Below are 15427 nucleotides of genomic sequence, written 5' to 3' on the forward strand. Positions count from 1 at the left end.
TTCCTTTTTTCCGGCATCTATTCCGTGAGCAGCCTTCGGATAAATGCGAATTCCTCGCGATGGTCGCAAGTATGATGGTTATCCGGCGTTTCCAAAATACACGGTACTTGCAGCCCGTCGAGATAGCGCAAACATGACCGCCAACCGTCCGCGGGGATGCAACCTTTGCCGATCCGCGCATGCCTGTCGCGCAGCGAACCGCTTGGAAACAGCGAATCATTCAAATGAACGGCCCGCACATGCGCAAAAAATCCGAGGCGTTCTCCCCGCCTTGCCACCTCGTTCCAATTCGTTCCGGTCCATACGCCGCTGGCAAACAGATGGCACGTATCGAGGCAAAAGGCTACTCTGTCGGGATTGGCGCAAAGCTTGCGGATTTGCATCATTTCTTCCGGCGTTGTCCCCATCGGCGTGCCGCCGCCGGCCTGATTTTCCAGAAGGATCAAGGTTTGTCCGCGGTGCGCCGATAACAACTCATTTAATAATTGTAGCGTATTTTTATAGCCTTGCAAAATGTCGCTACCCGCATATTTGCCAAAATGCACAACAACGCCAAGCGACCCGCACGCTTCGGCAATCTCCAGATCATTGATGAGGGATGCCGCCATGGCGCGGCGGAAATCGGGATCGTCCGCGGCCGGATTGACGGGATACGCGCTATGGGCAATCGAGAGCAAACGGTGTTCGCGGCAAAAAGAGCGGCATCTGGCCGCATCGCTTGCGTCAAAAACTTTTACGGCCAAACTGCGCGGATTTTTCGGAAAGTACTGGTACGCCGTAAGGCCGTTGGCCGCCGCCGCGCATGCGGCGCCGTAATATCCGTTTCTGATGCTCAGATGATATCCCGCCAGCAAAATGGCGGCACCCCCCGTCTGATTTTGGCATGCTTGGCAAAAAAATTCCCGCTTACGGCCGGAATACCATTATTCCCGCCTGTTTTCGTTTTAACCGTGCGATCCGCCGCCGCAGGCCGTCCAGTTCCGTCTGCCGTTTGCCGCTAGGGCGGCTTAAACTCCGTTTGGCTTGGGCGAGCAGGAGCGCTTCTTCAGCAAATGACAGCGCAGCGTCGATATCTTTAGCCTCATGCTCATAATACTTCGCAAGCTCTATCCACGGATCGAGCGGCATCAACCGCCTGCCCTCCGCGGCGGACGCCTTGATCAACGCAAGCCACAGTTCGGAAGCAAGGCGCAAATCGCCCTTTCGCTTGAAATATAAGGCAAGCTGGGAAAGAAAAGGTTCGGATTCCGCCGTACGGTTTACGGCGATTCGGCGCAAAAACTGCTCCGCCAAGCCCTTTCGGCCGTATTTGTCCAGCCAAACTCCGGCGCGGTACAGTTCATCGGCGCGCAAACGCTCGGGCGGCACATCTCCCGCAAGCAGGCGGGCAAAATGGTGCGCAAGCACGGACAACGTCAAAATATCCGATTCATTATGCGCAAAAATTGGCTTCAGCAAGCTTTTATCGCCGCAGGCGAGAAAATGCGCGTAATAGGCGGGCGCAAGCGAACCGGGCAAATCGTCGGCGCGCGCAATGCCAAGCTGCGCTTCTTCCACTTTGCCCAAATTGCACGATTCCATCGTATGTTTCCAAAGGTTGCGGGATGGGTGCAGCAGATCAAGATGCGCCGTATGTCCGGCGGGCTTTGGCATGCGGTTTAGCACAAACCGGTTCAACAGCACGGGCCAGTCAAAGCTTTTGCCGTTGTAAGTGACAATCGTGGAAAATCCGCGCAAGCGGTCCGCCAAATAAAGCAAGAGCGCCGGCTCATCGGCGGGATTACGCAAGAACAGTTGCTCCACGACGAATGCGTCGTCACTTAGAAAACCTAAGCCGATCATAAACGGCATATTGCCCGCGCCAACGCCTAATCCGGTCGTTTCCGTATCGAGAAAAAGCAGCCGCCGGCAGGCGACATCCGCATCATCTCCCGCCGCGTCATGGGCGAATGCCGCTTGCCGTGTACCGGAATTGCCGTCGCCAGAGGGACCGGCCGAAAGCAAATACGTTAGCGCATGCGCGGTTTCGGCCAACGCTCCAAGCGTGTACATGCCATGCCGGTAATCAAGGGGATAACGCCGCTTTCGCAAAACAAACGATCCGTTCGCATTCGCCATCATGCGCGCCGACAGCTTCGCCCAACCGTCATCCGCCGGTTCCGTCGCGGCTTGCGGCGTTTGTGCGGCGAACGAGGCGGACTTCATGCGCGCAAGTCTCTCCCGCAAATCGCTCATGCCTGCACCGCCAACTGCGCAAGCAGCTCGAGCGCCTTCGCTTTGCCGAGCAGCCCCACTTCTTCGATCGGGCCGACGCATGCCGGGCAGCCGCTCAAACAGCCGCAGCCCTGAATGAGCGCCTTTGCCTGTTCGATCAATTCATCATGCAAGTCATACAGCCGCTCACTCAAGCCGACGCCGCCGGGGTACCGGTCATAGAAAAAAATCGTCGGACGCTTCGTGTGTACCGCTTTTACTTGCGGCACTACGCGGATATCGAGCGGATCGCACATCAAAAACAGCGGCGCGATGTGCACCATCACATTGGCCACGCCAAGCAGCGCCGCCTGCAAATCGTTGGCGCCGAATCGGGCCGCCGTTTCATCACATAAGGAAATCCAGTAGGAACTCGTGTGCAATTCTTCCTCCGGCAGATGGATCGGGCCGGAACCGATATTTTCGTGCGTTCGCAACCGGATCTTTTTAAATATTGTCGGTTTGGCGTTTACGGTCACATCACCAAAGAAGCGATCCGCGCCAAAACCCGCTTCCTCTTTGTCGATATGCAGCACTTTCAGCTGCACCGCCAAATTCGCATCGGTAAAATAGTCGACATCCACTTGCCGGACGTACGCCTTTTTCTCCCCGTAATCCAGCTTCTCCACCTGATACTGCACACCTTCGTGAATATAAATCGCTTCCTCGTGAATCAGCGTCGGCGCGCTGAACCGGTCGACCTCGCCGATCACCCTGTTCGCCTCGCTCACATCGATGATGACGAAATTTTCCTGCGCCGCGGAGCGCAACGAAATATTGTGCGCGGGAAACGACTGGTCCATCCAGTACCAACGGCCGTCGCCCTTGTGCAGCACCCGCTCCTCGCTTAAAAAATCAAGGATGTCCGCCAAATTTTCTCCGCCGAACGTTTCTCCCGAAGCAAACGGCAATTCGTACGCGGCGCATTTGACATGGTCCAGCAATATCATCAGATTGTCCGGATGGATCAAGGCCCGCTCCGGCGTGCGCGTGAAAAAGTACTGCGGATTCTGAATAATATATTGATCCAGCGGATTGCTGCTCGCCACCAAAATGGTGAGCGAACTCTCCTGCCTGCGCCCCGCCCTGCCCGACTGCTGCCAGACGCTTGCGACAGAGCCGGGATAACCGTTCATAACGCAAGCCTGCAGCTGCCCGATGTCGATGCCCAGTTCCAAAGCGTTGGTGCTGACCACTCCACGAATTTCACCGCTGCGCAAGCCATGCTCGATCTCGCGCCGCAGCTTGGGCAAATACCCGCCGCGATAACCGCGAATCGATTTTGCTCCCAAGTCCTTTTTGATCAAATCCTGCAAATAGGTAAGCAATATTTCCACCCGCACGCGGCTGCGCGCGAACACGATCGTCTGAATCCGGTTTTTGAGCAACAGCGCCGCCAGTTTCCGCGTCTCCAGCACGCTGCTTTTGCGAATGCCCAGCTGCCGATTGACGACCGGCGGGTTGTAAAACACAAAGTGTTTTTCGCCGGAGGGAGCGCCGTTGTTGTCCACCAGGACGATCGGTTCGCCGAGCAGTCTTTCCGCATGTTCCCGCGGATTTTCAATCGTCGCCGATGCGCAAATAAACAGCGGATGCGAGCCGTAAAAGCGGCAAATGCGCTTGAGCCGGCGGATGACATTGGCAACATGGCTGCCGAACACGCCGCGGTAGGAGTGCAGCTCGTCGATTACGACAAACTGCAGGTTTTCAAACAGTTTGACCCATTTCGTATGGTGCGGCAAAATGGCCGAATGCAGCATGTCGGGATTGGTGACGACGATGTGCCCCGCGTTCCTGATCGCCTGCCGCGCCGAAGGCGGCGTATCTCCATCGTATGTATGGGTTTTGATATCTTCATCAAGCAAATCGACAATATCTTGCAATTCCGCGACTTGATCCTGCGCCAGCGCTTTCGTTGGAAACATGTACAGGGCCCGCGCGGACGGATTGGCCAAAATCCCGCTTAACACCGGCAAATTGTAGCATAGCGTTTTGCCCGATGCGGTAGGCGTAACGGCAACGATGTTGTGTCCTGCAGCGACCGCTTGGTAAGCTGTCGCCTGATGCGTGTACAATTGCTCGATGCCTTTTGCGCGCAAAGCTTCCCGCAGCTTTTCCGGCATGCCGTCCGGGAATTCCGCCATCCGCGCGGCCCTTGCGGGGATTGTCCGCCAATGCGTGACATTTTCCATGATTTCCGGACTGTTTTTGATGACGGCCAACATTTCTTCCATTGATGACACTTTCCCGTTCAACCGGTTCACGTAACCATCTCCCTGCGGCAAATCGATCCATACTTATTGTAGCAGAATATATGTTCGCACGGCAATTGCTTCCGTTATGCATAATTGGCGAACTTAAGGTTATGTTAAGGAAGCGAAAACTAATTGAGGGGGGATATATATGGCCAAGCCGGACAACCGTTCCGACAACGTCGAAAAACTGCAAGAGATGGTGCAAAACACGATCGACAATCTGGAAGAAAGCGAAGCGTATTTGAACGAACACGGGGAAGATATTTCGGAAAACGAGCGGCAACATCTCTCTGTCAAAAACGAACACCGTAAAGAAAGCATCAAAGGCATGCGCCAGGAGATCAAGGACGAAGCCGCGCATCAGGAAACGAAAGGTTAAGGATATCGGAAAAAATAGCCGTTTCCCCGCCAGATGATCGGGGAAACGGCAAACTTGACAGCAAAAACGCATGATTTCCGCATCTTCCACAACCGATACATATACGACTGCCGGCTATAGCCGGTATGTTCCTGTCAGTGGGGACTGTTAAAGCGAAAGCCCACGAAAATGCAATCTGTGTCTAAAGCCACCTAAAGCTAGCCGGCGGAAACTTGGCCGGTTTGTCGGCCTGCAGATTTTAACGGACTTAGGTGAGCTTAATTTGCGCAAATTGCCAACTTTTTGATTCTAAAGGACGTGGGAGAGCCTATTCTTGCCTTTCTCCCGATATTCGGGCATTGAAACGGCGAATAGCCGCTGTAGCGTCCGTTAAAATTTTTGCCCAGCCTTTTTTCGGCAAATAGCCTCTGCTACGTCCGTTAGCGCTGGGCGGTAGTAGAAAAAGCAGTACATGGCAAGGTACCGGCTAAAAAAAAGACCGATAAAGGGATTTGCACATCCCTTAGATCAGCCTTTTTTTTCATTATTCCGCATATTTTACGTTTGGTATTGGGAATGACCAGAAATCGCGGGCGATGTGCGACTCGGCGAATATTTTTTTCGCTTCCGCAAGCAGCCGTTCTTCATCTTCCGGTTGGTACCGGGTACTGATATGCGTCATGATCAACGCCTTGGCTTTTGCTTCAAGCGCGGCGGTTGCCGCCTGCCCTACCGTGGAATGAAAATACTTGCGCGCCAAATCGCCCAAATCGCCCGCAAACGTGGCTTCGTGCACCAGCACGTCGGCATTTTCCCCCAACCGCACCGCATTTTCGCATGGTCTTGTGTCACCGAGCACCGTGACGATTCGCCCGGGAATATCCGCGCTGACAAAATCTCGCGCATGAATCACCGTGCCGTCGTCCAAGGTGACGTTTTCCCCATGCTTGATTTTGCCCAAAATCGGTCCCGGCTTGACGCCCAACGCCAACAGCTTTTCAACCTGCAGCCTGCCCGGTCTTGGCTTTTCCGTCACCCTGTAGCCGTAGCTATCGATACGATGTTCCAGCTTCAATGTTTCCACGATGAATTGCTGATCTTCGAACACGACGCCTTCGGCGATTTCATGGATAGCCAATTCGTAGGAAAGCTGCGCCTCACTCACCTTGAGAATCGTTTCGATTGCTTCGCGGATGCCCGGCGGCCCGTAAACATCCAAGCCGGATTCTCCGCCTTTATAGGAACGGCTGGTCAAAAGCCCGGGAATGCCGTAAAGATGGTCCCCGTGCAAATGCGTAACGAACAGCTTCTCCAGCCTGCCTAACTTCAGCGGAGAATGCAGCACCTGATGCTGCGTTCCTTCGCCGCAGTCGAACATCCAGAAAACGCCCCGTTCTTCCAGCAAACGCAAGGCGATCGAAGTCACATTTCGCGCTTTGGTGGGCGTTCCGGCGCCCGTTCCGAAAAAATACAATTCCATGGTCCTTCTCCAATGCTACGCAGTCATCCTACGTTAAAATATTGGCCCTGCGGATGGGCGAATACCATTGCCGAAACGGATGCTTCCGGCTCCATCATGAATCCGTCCGTCAATTCAATGCCGATATCTTCCGGATGCATCAAATCGAACAACAACCGCTGATCCTCAATATTCGGACATGCCGGATAGCCGAAGGATACGCGAATGCCCTGATAGCGCGCCCCGAATCGTTGTTTCATCGTCATATCCGGCGGGTCCGGGAAGCCCCAAACATCCCGCATAATGTGGTGCACGCGTTCGGCAAACGCCTCCGCCGTTTCCAGGGCCAACGCCTGCAGCGCATGCGACCGCAAATAGTCGCCTTTTTGTTTCCACTCTTCCGCCAGTTGGCGAATGCCATGTCCGGCGGTGGCGTTCATAAACCCGACATAGTCCATTACGCCGCTCTCCACCGATTTCAAAAAGTCGGCCAGGCACAGATACGGCGCTTTTTGCTGCCTGGGGAATGAGAACTTCTTCAATATTTTCCCGTGATCATCGGGATCGTATACGAAAATGTCGTTGCCTTGCGATTGCGCCGGGAAGAACCGGTACATGCCGCTCGGATTGATAATTTTGTTCCGGATAGCTTCATTCAATAATTCGTCGATGATCGCTTTTATTTCCAGCGCTTTCGGATCCTTTTGCGCAATCAGCTCTTCCACATTGCCGCGCACGCCAAGGTGATGGCCCATCAGCATCTGCAAGTTGATATAAGGAGCAATATGGCTGATCGGATAATTACGCAGCACATGGCGTTCAAAATCCGGCGGCACAAACACCGGCGCGTCCTGGGAAATTTCCGACCGCACGGCGCGGGTTAGTTCCGGCAATTCTTTTCCTTCCCTGCGGGCCGCCTTGGCAACGTCGGAGGCAATTCGCCCGCGCGTCTCCGCAATCAGCTGCTCCCGCTGTTCGGGGTCGGACAGTTTATTTGCCAGATCAAGCCCGCTCATGGCGTCTTTCGCATACAACACAACGCCGTCATATTCCGGCGCGATCCGCGTCCGCGTAAATTTGCTTGTTAGCGCCGCTCCGCCGACCAACAGCGGCACTTCGACGCCCGCCGCTTTCAAATCCTGGGCGGTTACCAGCATTTGCTGCGCGGATTTGACCAGCAAACCGGATAGCCCGATCGCATCCGGATGTTCTTTGCGCACCGCTTCTATCAACTGCTCCGGCGGCACCTTGATGCCGAGATTGACGATTTCAAAGCCGTTGTTCGCCAAGATGATTTCGACCAAATTTTTGCCGATATCATGCACATCGCCTTTTACGGTCGCCAGCAAAATTTTCCCTTTGACGATCGCATCGCTTTTTTCCATGTGCGGTTCCAAATACGCCACCGCCGCTTTCATCGCCTCGGCGCTTTGCAGCACTTCCGCCACGATCAATTCGTTGTTGTTGAACAATCGGCCGACCTCGTCCATTCCGGCCATGAGCGGCCCGTTGATGATGTCAAGCGGCTTGTATTTGCCCAATGCTTCGTCCAGATCGGCATACAAACCTTCTTTTGTTCCTTCCACAATATAGGATGCCAGCCGTTCTTCCAGCGACAAACTGGAAATTTCGTTTTGTTTCTCTTTCTTGCGGCCGCGGAAATAAGCTATGAAATCCGCCAAAGTCGCGTCGCTTGTCGAAAAAATCAACGCTTCCGCCAACCGCCGTTCTTCTTCCGGGATCGATGCGTAACGTTCCAGTTTTTCGGTATTGACAATGGCATAATCAAGTCCGGCTTTCGTGCAGTGATACAGGAAAACGGCGTTTAAAACTTCGCGTCCGACATCCGGAAGGCCAAAGGATACGTTGCTCAAGCCAAGTATCGTATGGCATTGCGGCAGCGCTTCTTTAATGAGCCTGATGCCTTCGATCGTTTCTTTGGCCGAGCCGATGTACTGTTCGTCGCCTGTTCCCACGGGGAATACCAACGGATCGAAAATGATATCTTGCGGGTTCATTCCGTATTTGTTTACCAGCAAATCATACGAACGTTTAGCCACGGCAAGCTTGTCTTCGCGCGTAATGGCCTGGCCTTTTTCATCGATTGCACCGACCACCGCCGCCGCGCCGTAGCGATGGATCAAAGGAACGACCCGGGCGAATTTTTCCTCTCCGTCTTCCAGATTGATGGAATTGATGATTGCTTTTCCCTGCGAATACTTCAGCCCGATTTCAATGACGTTGGCATCCGTCGAATCAAGCATCAACGGGACTTTTACCTTGTTGACGACTTGTTGCAAAAACTTGCTGACATCTTCCGCTTCGTTGCGGTCCGGGTCCTGCAGACAGACGTCGATTACATGCGCGCCGCTTTTTACTTGCGCGCGGGCGATTTCCGCCGCTTCTTCGAATTTGCCTTCGGCGATCAATCGCTTGAATTTGCGCGAGCCCAGCACATTCGTGCGCTCGCCGACCAGTAACGGGCGATTTTCCGGCTCGACAAACAACGTTTCGATGCCGGACACGGCCGGCGGATGCGCCCCGGTAATTTGCCGCGGCTTGTAGGATTGTAACGTCTTCGCCAACGCGCGAATATGATCCGGCGTCGTTCCACAGCACCCGCCGGCGATATTCAGCCAGCCCATTTCCGCAAAGCCGGCCATTTTTTGGGCGAGCGATTCGGGCGATTCATGATAATGGCCGTTTTCATCCGGCAATCCGGCGTTCGGATAGCAGCTGACAGCCGCCTGGCTTATGCCGGACAATGTGCGCAGATGGTCCTTCATAAACTCCGGTCCGGTCGCACAATTCAAACCGACGGAAATCGGCCGCAAATGCTCCAGGGAAATATAAAACGCATCGATTGTCTGACCGGCCAAAGTCGTTCCCATCGGCTCGATTGTGCCGGACAGCATGATCGGCAACTGTTTGCCGGTTGCGGCAAACGCTCTCGTTACGCCAACTCCCGCCGCCTTCACATTAAGCGTATCCTGCGACGTTTCAATTAACAGCGCATCGACGCCGCCTTCAATCAACGCTTTGGCTTGCCCAAAGTAGCTTTCCGCCAGCTGGTCGAACGTGATTCCGCCCGTCACGGACAAGGTTTTCGTCGTGGGGCCCATCGCGCCGGCTACATATCGCGGCCATTCGGGAGTGGAATAACGGTTTGCCGCGGCAACCGCCAGTTTGGCGGCTGCGAGCGTGATCTCATAGGCGCGCTCCTGCAAATTGTATTCCGCAAGCACCACCGAAGTGGAACCGAATGTATTGGTTTCAATAATATCCGCCCCCGCTTCGAGATACGCTTCATGAATGCCGCTTATCACGTCGGGGCGTGTCAGCACGAGCCACTCATTGCAGCCGTCGTACTGCTCGCCGCCGAAATCGGCGGGAACAAGTCCGGACTGCTGTATCATCGTTCCCATGGCGCCGTCCAGAATCAAAATTTTTTCCTTCAGGCGCTCGCGCAAGTCTGTTTTAGCCATGTCTATTCCTCCACTTCTAACCGAATGCTTATCTATTCAGAATACCAAATCCGGCGGAATTAGAAAAGTAATTGCGCCGAACGGAAAATGAACCCGCAAACTCGCAGCCACGGGTTCAACGGGTTCATTCGCAACGCTTTATTGTTTTATGCAAGCTGTTCCAAAATATCGGCTAGTTTCAACAGCGAGTCGATTTCGAAGGCGGGTATAATATCGTCCGAACGCACGGAATTGCGCCGGTTAATCCAGACGCTTTTCAGCCCGACCGAATTTGCCCCGAGAATATCCGTCGTGAGCTTGTCGCCGACCATGATGCCTTCGTCCGCGGCAATTCCAAGCAGTTCCAAGGCATGAAGAAAGATCGCTTGCGCCGGTTTGCCCTGGCCGAAATTACCGGAAATCACAATATGATCAAAGTATTGCGCCAAACCGGGAATGCTGCGAATTTTCTCCTCCTGCAAATCGGGCGCGCCGTTAGTCAGAAGCAGCAACTTGTATGTTCCCGCCAATTGGTTGAGCACCGGAAATGTTTCATCGAAAACATACGGGCGGTTGCGTCTCTCCCGGGGAAACAATTCGGCCAACTCCGCCGCCAGCTTCGGGTCGCTAACGCCAACAGCCTGCAAGCCGCGTCTCCACGCTTCTCGCCGATAATGCGGCGCAAACCGCCGCAACAAATAAAAGTTTTCGTCCGAACCGCCCGAAAATGTCGCCCACAACGCTTCATACGGGTTTATGCCGATTTGCTTCGTAAAGGGAAACGTTTCAAACGATTCGTACAATTCCCGGGCTTCCTTGCGCACCGCTTCCTCCAACCGCCCCGGATCAACCGCTTTTGCTTGTTGCGCTTTTAAGCACGTTGCGGCAAACGCTTCGGATACGCTGCGCTCATCCCATAAAAGCGTATCATCCAGATCAAACAACACGGCTTTGATCGCCATATCTTTCCCCATCCCGAATTAGTCCTCACGTTCGATCGTCACTGCATTGACTCTCGCAAACTCCTGCAATTTTTCCGCCATTTTATCAGTGTTGTAAAGCTGCAGCAAATGGGAGAACACCCATCTGCGCCGTTTCGCTTTCAATTCGACAATGACAAAACCTTTTTGCAGCGTAATTTTGTTGATTTCTTCGGCAGAAACGCTTTTGTTCGCACTCCATTTGCGCAGTGTCAGTTCTTTTCTGCCGATCTTTAAATAGGGGCGGCGCCACCAGAACAACAGCGCCAACAGCAAATAGCTGGCTATCGTAACCCAATAGATGCTTGAGTTGGCGGAAGATACAAACGTGACGGCATAAAATACGTCAATCATGACAAAAACGATCGGCAGCATCCAGCTTCTGCCCATAAACTTCGTGCCGTCATCCGCCGAAATCGGTTTTTTCCCCGATTTTTCGCGCCGCTTATTGGCAATCTTCGTATTTCTGGAAACCATTCGCTCCCATTTGCGGCTCATTTGCTTCTTCTCCTTTGCTGAATCCGCTTGGCGTGGGCGGAATCCTGTTCATCCGCGAACCGGATGGAGTCCAATTGGGCTTTTACCGACCGTTTAAAACTTTCGATATAACGCCGCCGAAGCATATCGCGCTCGCTTGTTTCTTCCGGGGTCAAGCCGACCGATTTTTGTTTTCGCGCCAGTTCATTGATGCGCTCAACCATTTGGGCAAATTCCATGCGGCATCCTCCCTGTAGTTACATGAATAACTTTGCCATTGCGTGCGCGGAATGTCAAGGGCGGCGCGATCGGACGAAACGGACGGGGCCGCAAGCGCCGGCGCTACAGTTCATCGGCAATGCCCAACAGGGCGATCCCGAAGATGACAGCCGCGATTACCGCGTATTGCAGTTTGGTCAGCTTTTCCCTCAAAAATATGCGGGATAAAATCACCGAGAATATACTGTAAGAAGCGATCATCGGCGCGGCGATGATGGCGTTGTCGGCCATCGCGAACACATAAAAGAACTGCCCCGCCGTCTCCAGAACTGCCGCGCTCCCTTTGTCGCGTTCGCGGAAGACGTTGAAGGGGATTTTCTTGATGAATTTCAAATAAATGAACGCCGCCACAGCGCATATAAAGAACGTGTATTCGTAAGCGAGCAAAGCGGCGTCCTCGCTGATCAACTCAAGCTCATCCAGATATATTCCATCGGCAAACGTCCCCAGTCCGTCAAAGAGACAATAAAGAATCGGGAAAAAAATAGCGAGGAAACCGAATTGATATTTTTTGTTCATCAGCTTGTAATTCGCATTCAACACCTTGTTTTCAGCCTTTTTCTCCAATATGGCGAGACCGACTACGCCCAGCGAGATAATCGTAATCCCCAGAACTTCGATCGTACGCAGGTGATGCGTGAAAAATATAAACAGCAAAATGGCCGTTACCGCGCCTGAAGAATTTTGCACAGGGGAGGAAATGGAAAGCTCCAGGTAACGCAAACCGACATAACCGATCGTCATCGATAATATGTAAAAGCCTGAAACAGGCAAATAGCGAAGCATATCGGCGGGGTTGAAGCTTAAGCCTAGGTACAATAAATAAATTGTGGCATGAATGCCCATTACCAGGCCGACCATCACTACGATCTTGAGATGGCTTGTCCGATCATGTCTGTCGGAGCCCCGTTTATAAAATAAATCAGCCCCGCCCCAAGCGAAGGCTGTTAATAGAGCGAATAAAAACCACATGATGCATTCTCCTTGTCCAATAAATTGCCGACAATCATTCCCGAAAGTAGCTGTGGCAAGCAATTCGCATGCGACCCGACGGGAACACTCCCGTTTGACTGCTTCCGTTTGAAACATACCACGGTCCTGACTGACTGCCTTCTTGTGAACGCGAGATATAATTATAGTATAATAGGCAAAATTTGAACAGGCTTCGCCGCGTCTCCAACACAAAAAAACGATATGGCATTTCCGCCATACCGTTTCGTTGGCATATGTACGAAAGACCCAACCGCAAAAATGCGGTATCCGCCTTTATTGTTCGACAACCGAACCCGGAATCAACAGCCGGTCTCCCGCGTGAATGATGCCCGTTTCCAGATGATTCACCCGTTTGATTTGCCATACGATTTTGCGAATATCCGTTCCGTCGGCGGCATACCGTTTGGCGATGGCCCAAATCGTATCGCCTTGTTTAACTGTTATAACGGGATTTTCCGCAACGGTATGTTCGTTTGCCGCAGACGCATCGGCAGCTCCCGAAGCATATGCGTTCACGATGGCTCCAAATGCGAAACAAAACAGCATAACCGCGAGCAAAAATATAAACTTCGCCAACCCTATGTTTGCATTGCGCTTTTGTTGGTTCATGCGCCGCAACGGTTTCACCCGACCGGCGCCTTTAGCTTCATGCCTATTTTCGCCCAAATTCGCGTAATAAGTAACCAACCGCAACCACCCCAAACATTTGTTCTGTTCATACTGTAACACGAACGAATGTTTGTGTCAATGTTTTTTTCGAACGAATGTTTGTACGAACGGTTATTCTGTGTTATACTGCAATTATCCAAGTTCAGGAATTGGAGTGATATGCATATGGCGAAATTATCGAACCGGCAAACTGCAATTTTGGAATTTATTAAAAATAATGTCAGAGAAAAAGGCTACCCGCCTTCCGTCCGGGAAATCGGCGAAGCCGTCGGATTGGCGTCGAGTTCGACCGTGCACGGCCATTTGGAACGCCTGGAAAAAAAAGGGTTGATTCGCCGCGATCCGACGAAACCGCGGGCGATTGAAATTACGGACGGCGACGATTCGGCATCGCATTACTCCTTCAATATCTCGCGCGTGCCGCTGGTCGGCAAAGTCACTGCCGGCGTCCCGATTACGGCCACGGAAAATATCGAGGATTACTTTCCGCTACCCAGCCATTTTGTCGGAGATCACGAAACGTTTATGCTGCTCGTCCAGGGCGACAGCATGATCGAGGCCGGGATTCACGACGGGGATTATGTGATCGTCCGCCAGCAGCAGACCGCGAACAACGGCGAAATCGTCGTGGCCATGACGGAAGAGAATGAAGCTACGGTCAAACGTTTTTATAAAGAAAAGACGCATTTTCGCCTGCAACCGGAAAATTCCGCAATGGAGCCGATCATTTTGCAAAATGTGACCATTTTGGGAAAAGTAATCGGCCTGTTCAGAGACCTGCATTAAGATAATAAAAGCGATTTTACCAATTGCAAAGGGGCAATTATGGCTAACGGTGAGAAATCCGTATCCGTCATACACAACCGTGTGTTTCAGGTTATCATGATGTCGGGAATCATGTTGCAAATTGGCATCTGGGTGCGCAATTTCGCCATTCTCTTGTATGTCACCGATAAAACCGACGGCAATGCGTTTGCCGTCTCCTTGATTTATCTCGCCGAATTTTTGCCGATATTTGTTTTTTCCTTTATCGGCGGCACTTTTGCCGATCGCTGGCGGCCCAAGCTGACGATCGTCTCGTGCGATTTTTTAAGCGCCTGTTCCGTGTTCGCGGTATTGCTCGCCCTCGTCTACGGTTCATGGAAAGCCGTATTTTTTGCCACGCTTATTTCCGCTATTTTGTCGCAGTTCTCGCAGCCTTCCGTCATGAAACTGTTCAAGCTGCATTTGCCGGACGAACAAACCCAAACGGCAATGTCCCTGTTTCAGACGATGTTTGCCGGTTTTATGGTGCTGGGCCCGATCCTGGGCACGTTTGTTTACCAGCAATTCGGCATCCATGTGGCAATCGGCACCATGGGCGTCGCGTTTTTACTGTCCGCCGCCATTATGACGATGCTGCCGCACGAGGACAAATCCGCGAAACAGGTTGCCGGAACGTCCTTTCTACGCGAAATGTCTTCCGGCATCCGCTATGTTTTTTCCAGTAAAATATTGTCGCTGCTTGGAGTCGGATTTGTGATCGCCGGGTTAGCGCTCGGTTTGATTCAGCCGCTTCCGATTTTTTTGGTCACGGAAAGATTAAAGCTGCCGGAAACCGATTTGCAATGGCTAATTGGCGCCAGCGGATTCGCCATGATCCTTGGCGGCGTCGCAAGCATGTCTGCGGCCAAGCGGGTCGCACCGCATATTCTGCTGATGGTCGGCATGACGGTAAATGCGGTTTCGATCGCGGTATCCGGTTGGTCGTCCGCGTTATGGCTGACGCTTGTCGCGCAATTTTGCAGCGGGTTTGTCTTCCCCGGCATACAAGTCGGCATCAACACGCTAATGTTGAAAAATTCCGCGGCCGAATACATCGGGCGTGTCAACGGCATTCTCAATCCGCTGTTTATGGGCTCGCTCGTCGTTACGATGAGCATATCGGGACTGCTGAAAAACCAATTCTCGCTTGTTTCCATGTATGAAATCTCCGGCGCCCTATTTTTGCTGGGAGTCGTGCTGCTTTTGCCCATGCACAGGCTGATTCGGCAATCGGAAAAAACACAGGCAACCGCAATGGTCAATAGCGAGATGCCTAGTAACTGAACTCCTGCCTTCAGATCTAAACATTCCTGTTAGTCCTAAGAAACGGACTTGGACAAAAACAGGAGCGCCTCGTATGATGGAGATGTAATGGGTCTCGGCCCTAATAATCCATCAGGAGGCGCTTAACATGAAGTTTACTCTAAAAAACATGA

The 15427-nt window shown here is 52.7% G+C and carries 13 protein-coding genes; 3 read left to right on the top strand and 10 right to left on the bottom strand.

Annotated elements, in window-relative coordinates; translation table 11 throughout:
- Positions 1-17 precede the first annotated feature (17 nt).
- The 3 genes from VF260_04530 to VF260_04540 are packed head-to-tail and all read right to left on the bottom strand — an operon-like array spanning position 18 to position 4517.
- Positions 18-854: a deoxyribonuclease IV gene (locus VF260_04530; protein HEX7056449.1), complete on the bottom strand. Its 837-nt coding sequence runs from the start codon at positions 852-854 to the stop codon at positions 18-20.
- 52 nt (positions 855-906) lie between these two features.
- Complete coding sequence (locus VF260_04535) at positions 907-2235, bottom strand: ribonuclease H-like domain-containing protein (protein ID HEX7056450.1); 1329 nt, start codon at positions 2233-2235, stop codon at positions 907-909.
- A complete protein-coding gene (locus VF260_04540) occupies positions 2232-4517 on the bottom strand; it encodes a DEAD/DEAH box helicase (protein HEX7056451.1) in 2286 nt (761 codons plus the stop codon). The genes VF260_04535 and VF260_04540 overlap by 4 nt, the downstream gene beginning before the upstream one ends.
- A 139-nt stretch (positions 4518-4656) precedes the next feature.
- Here VF260_04540 and tlp point away from each other — a divergent pair, with 139 nt between their 5' ends.
- Positions 4657-4887, top strand: coding sequence for a small acid-soluble spore protein Tlp (gene tlp, locus VF260_04545; GenBank protein ID HEX7056452.1), 231 nt, complete (start codon positions 4657-4659; stop codon positions 4885-4887).
- A gap of 523 nt (positions 4888-5410) precedes the next feature.
- On the opposite strand, the gene rnz is transcribed toward tlp, so the two are convergent.
- From rnz to VF260_04580, 7 genes are all read right to left on the bottom strand, one after another.
- Positions 5411-6346, bottom strand: a complete 936-nt coding sequence (gene rnz, locus VF260_04550) for a ribonuclease Z (protein ID HEX7056453.1) — start codon at positions 6344-6346, stop codon at positions 5411-5413.
- A gap of 23 nt (positions 6347-6369) precedes the next feature.
- Positions 6370-9810 carry a methionine synthase gene (gene metH / locus VF260_04555; protein HEX7056454.1) on the bottom strand — a complete coding sequence of 1147 codons (3441 nt, stop codon included), beginning with the start codon at positions 9808-9810 and terminating at the stop codon, positions 6370-6372.
- 146 nt (positions 9811-9956) lie between these two features.
- Positions 9957-10751: an HAD family hydrolase gene (locus tag VF260_04560; protein HEX7056455.1), complete on the bottom strand. Its 795-nt coding sequence runs from the start codon at positions 10749-10751 to the stop codon at positions 9957-9959.
- Between the two features lie 18 nt (positions 10752-10769).
- Positions 10770-11267: a hypothetical protein gene (locus VF260_04565; GenBank protein ID HEX7056456.1), complete on the bottom strand. Its 498-nt coding sequence runs from the start codon at positions 11265-11267 to the stop codon at positions 10770-10772.
- Entirely contained in the window at positions 11264-11485 is a 222-nt protein-coding gene (locus tag VF260_04570) for a DUF896 domain-containing protein (protein ID HEX7056457.1), read from the bottom strand. The genes VF260_04565 and VF260_04570 overlap by 4 nt, the downstream gene beginning before the upstream one ends.
- Before the next feature lie 103 nt (positions 11486-11588).
- Positions 11589-12497 carry an EamA family transporter gene (locus VF260_04575; protein HEX7056458.1) on the bottom strand — a complete coding sequence of 303 codons (909 nt, stop codon included), beginning with the start codon at positions 12495-12497 and terminating at the stop codon, positions 11589-11591.
- A gap of 294 nt (positions 12498-12791) precedes the next feature.
- Positions 12792-13034 (bottom strand): LysM peptidoglycan-binding domain-containing protein, encoded by a 243-nt coding sequence (locus VF260_04580; protein ID HEX7056459.1) that lies wholly within the window; start codon positions 13032-13034, stop codon positions 12792-12794.
- A 318-nt stretch (positions 13035-13352) separates the two neighbouring features.
- Here VF260_04580 and lexA point away from each other — a divergent pair, with 318 nt between their 5' ends.
- Positions 13353-13973: a transcriptional repressor LexA gene (gene lexA, locus VF260_04585; protein ID HEX7056460.1), complete on the top strand. Its 621-nt coding sequence runs from the start codon at positions 13353-13355 to the stop codon at positions 13971-13973.
- Between the two features lie 39 nt (positions 13974-14012).
- Positions 14013-15275 carry an MFS transporter gene (locus VF260_04590; GenBank protein HEX7056461.1) on the top strand — a complete coding sequence of 421 codons (1263 nt, stop codon included), beginning with the start codon at positions 14013-14015 and terminating at the stop codon, positions 15273-15275.
- The last annotated feature ends 152 nt before the right edge of the window (positions 15276-15427 follow it).

Source organism: Bacilli bacterium (genome assembly GCA_036381315.1).
GTDB lineage: Bacteria > Bacillota > Bacilli > Paenibacillales > KCTC-25726 > DASVDB01.

Bases quoted from the DNA above. Each gene is read 5' to 3' on its own strand.
- VF260_04535 (HEX7056450.1), bottom strand. From the start codon at position 2,235: ATGAGCGATTTGCGGGAGAGACTTGCGCGCATGAAGTCCGCCTCGTTC.
- tlp (HEX7056452.1), top strand. From the start codon at position 4,657: ATGGCCAAGCCGGACAACCGTTCCGACAACGTCGAAAAACTGCAAGAG.
- rnz (HEX7056453.1), bottom strand. From the start codon at position 6,346: ATGGAATTGTATTTTTTCGGAACGGGCGCCGGAACGCCCACCAAAGCG.
- metH (HEX7056454.1), bottom strand. From the start codon at position 9,810: ATGGCTAAAACAGACTTGCGCGAGCGCCTGAAGGAAAAAATTTTGATT.
- VF260_04560 (HEX7056455.1), bottom strand. From the start codon at position 10,751: ATGGCGATCAAAGCCGTGTTGTTTGATCTGGATGATACGCTTTTATGG.
- VF260_04565 (HEX7056456.1), bottom strand. From the start codon at position 11,267: ATGAGCCGCAAATGGGAGCGAATGGTTTCCAGAAATACGAAGATTGCC.
- VF260_04570 (HEX7056457.1), bottom strand. From the start codon at position 11,485: ATGGAATTTGCCCAAATGGTTGAGCGCATCAATGAACTGGCGCGAAAA.
- VF260_04575 (HEX7056458.1), bottom strand. From the start codon at position 12,497: ATGTGGTTTTTATTCGCTCTATTAACAGCCTTCGCTTGGGGCGGGGCT.
- lexA (HEX7056460.1), top strand. From the start codon at position 13,353: ATGGCGAAATTATCGAACCGGCAAACTGCAATTTTGGAATTTATTAAA.
- VF260_04590 (HEX7056461.1), top strand. From the start codon at position 14,013: ATGGCTAACGGTGAGAAATCCGTATCCGTCATACACAACCGTGTGTTT.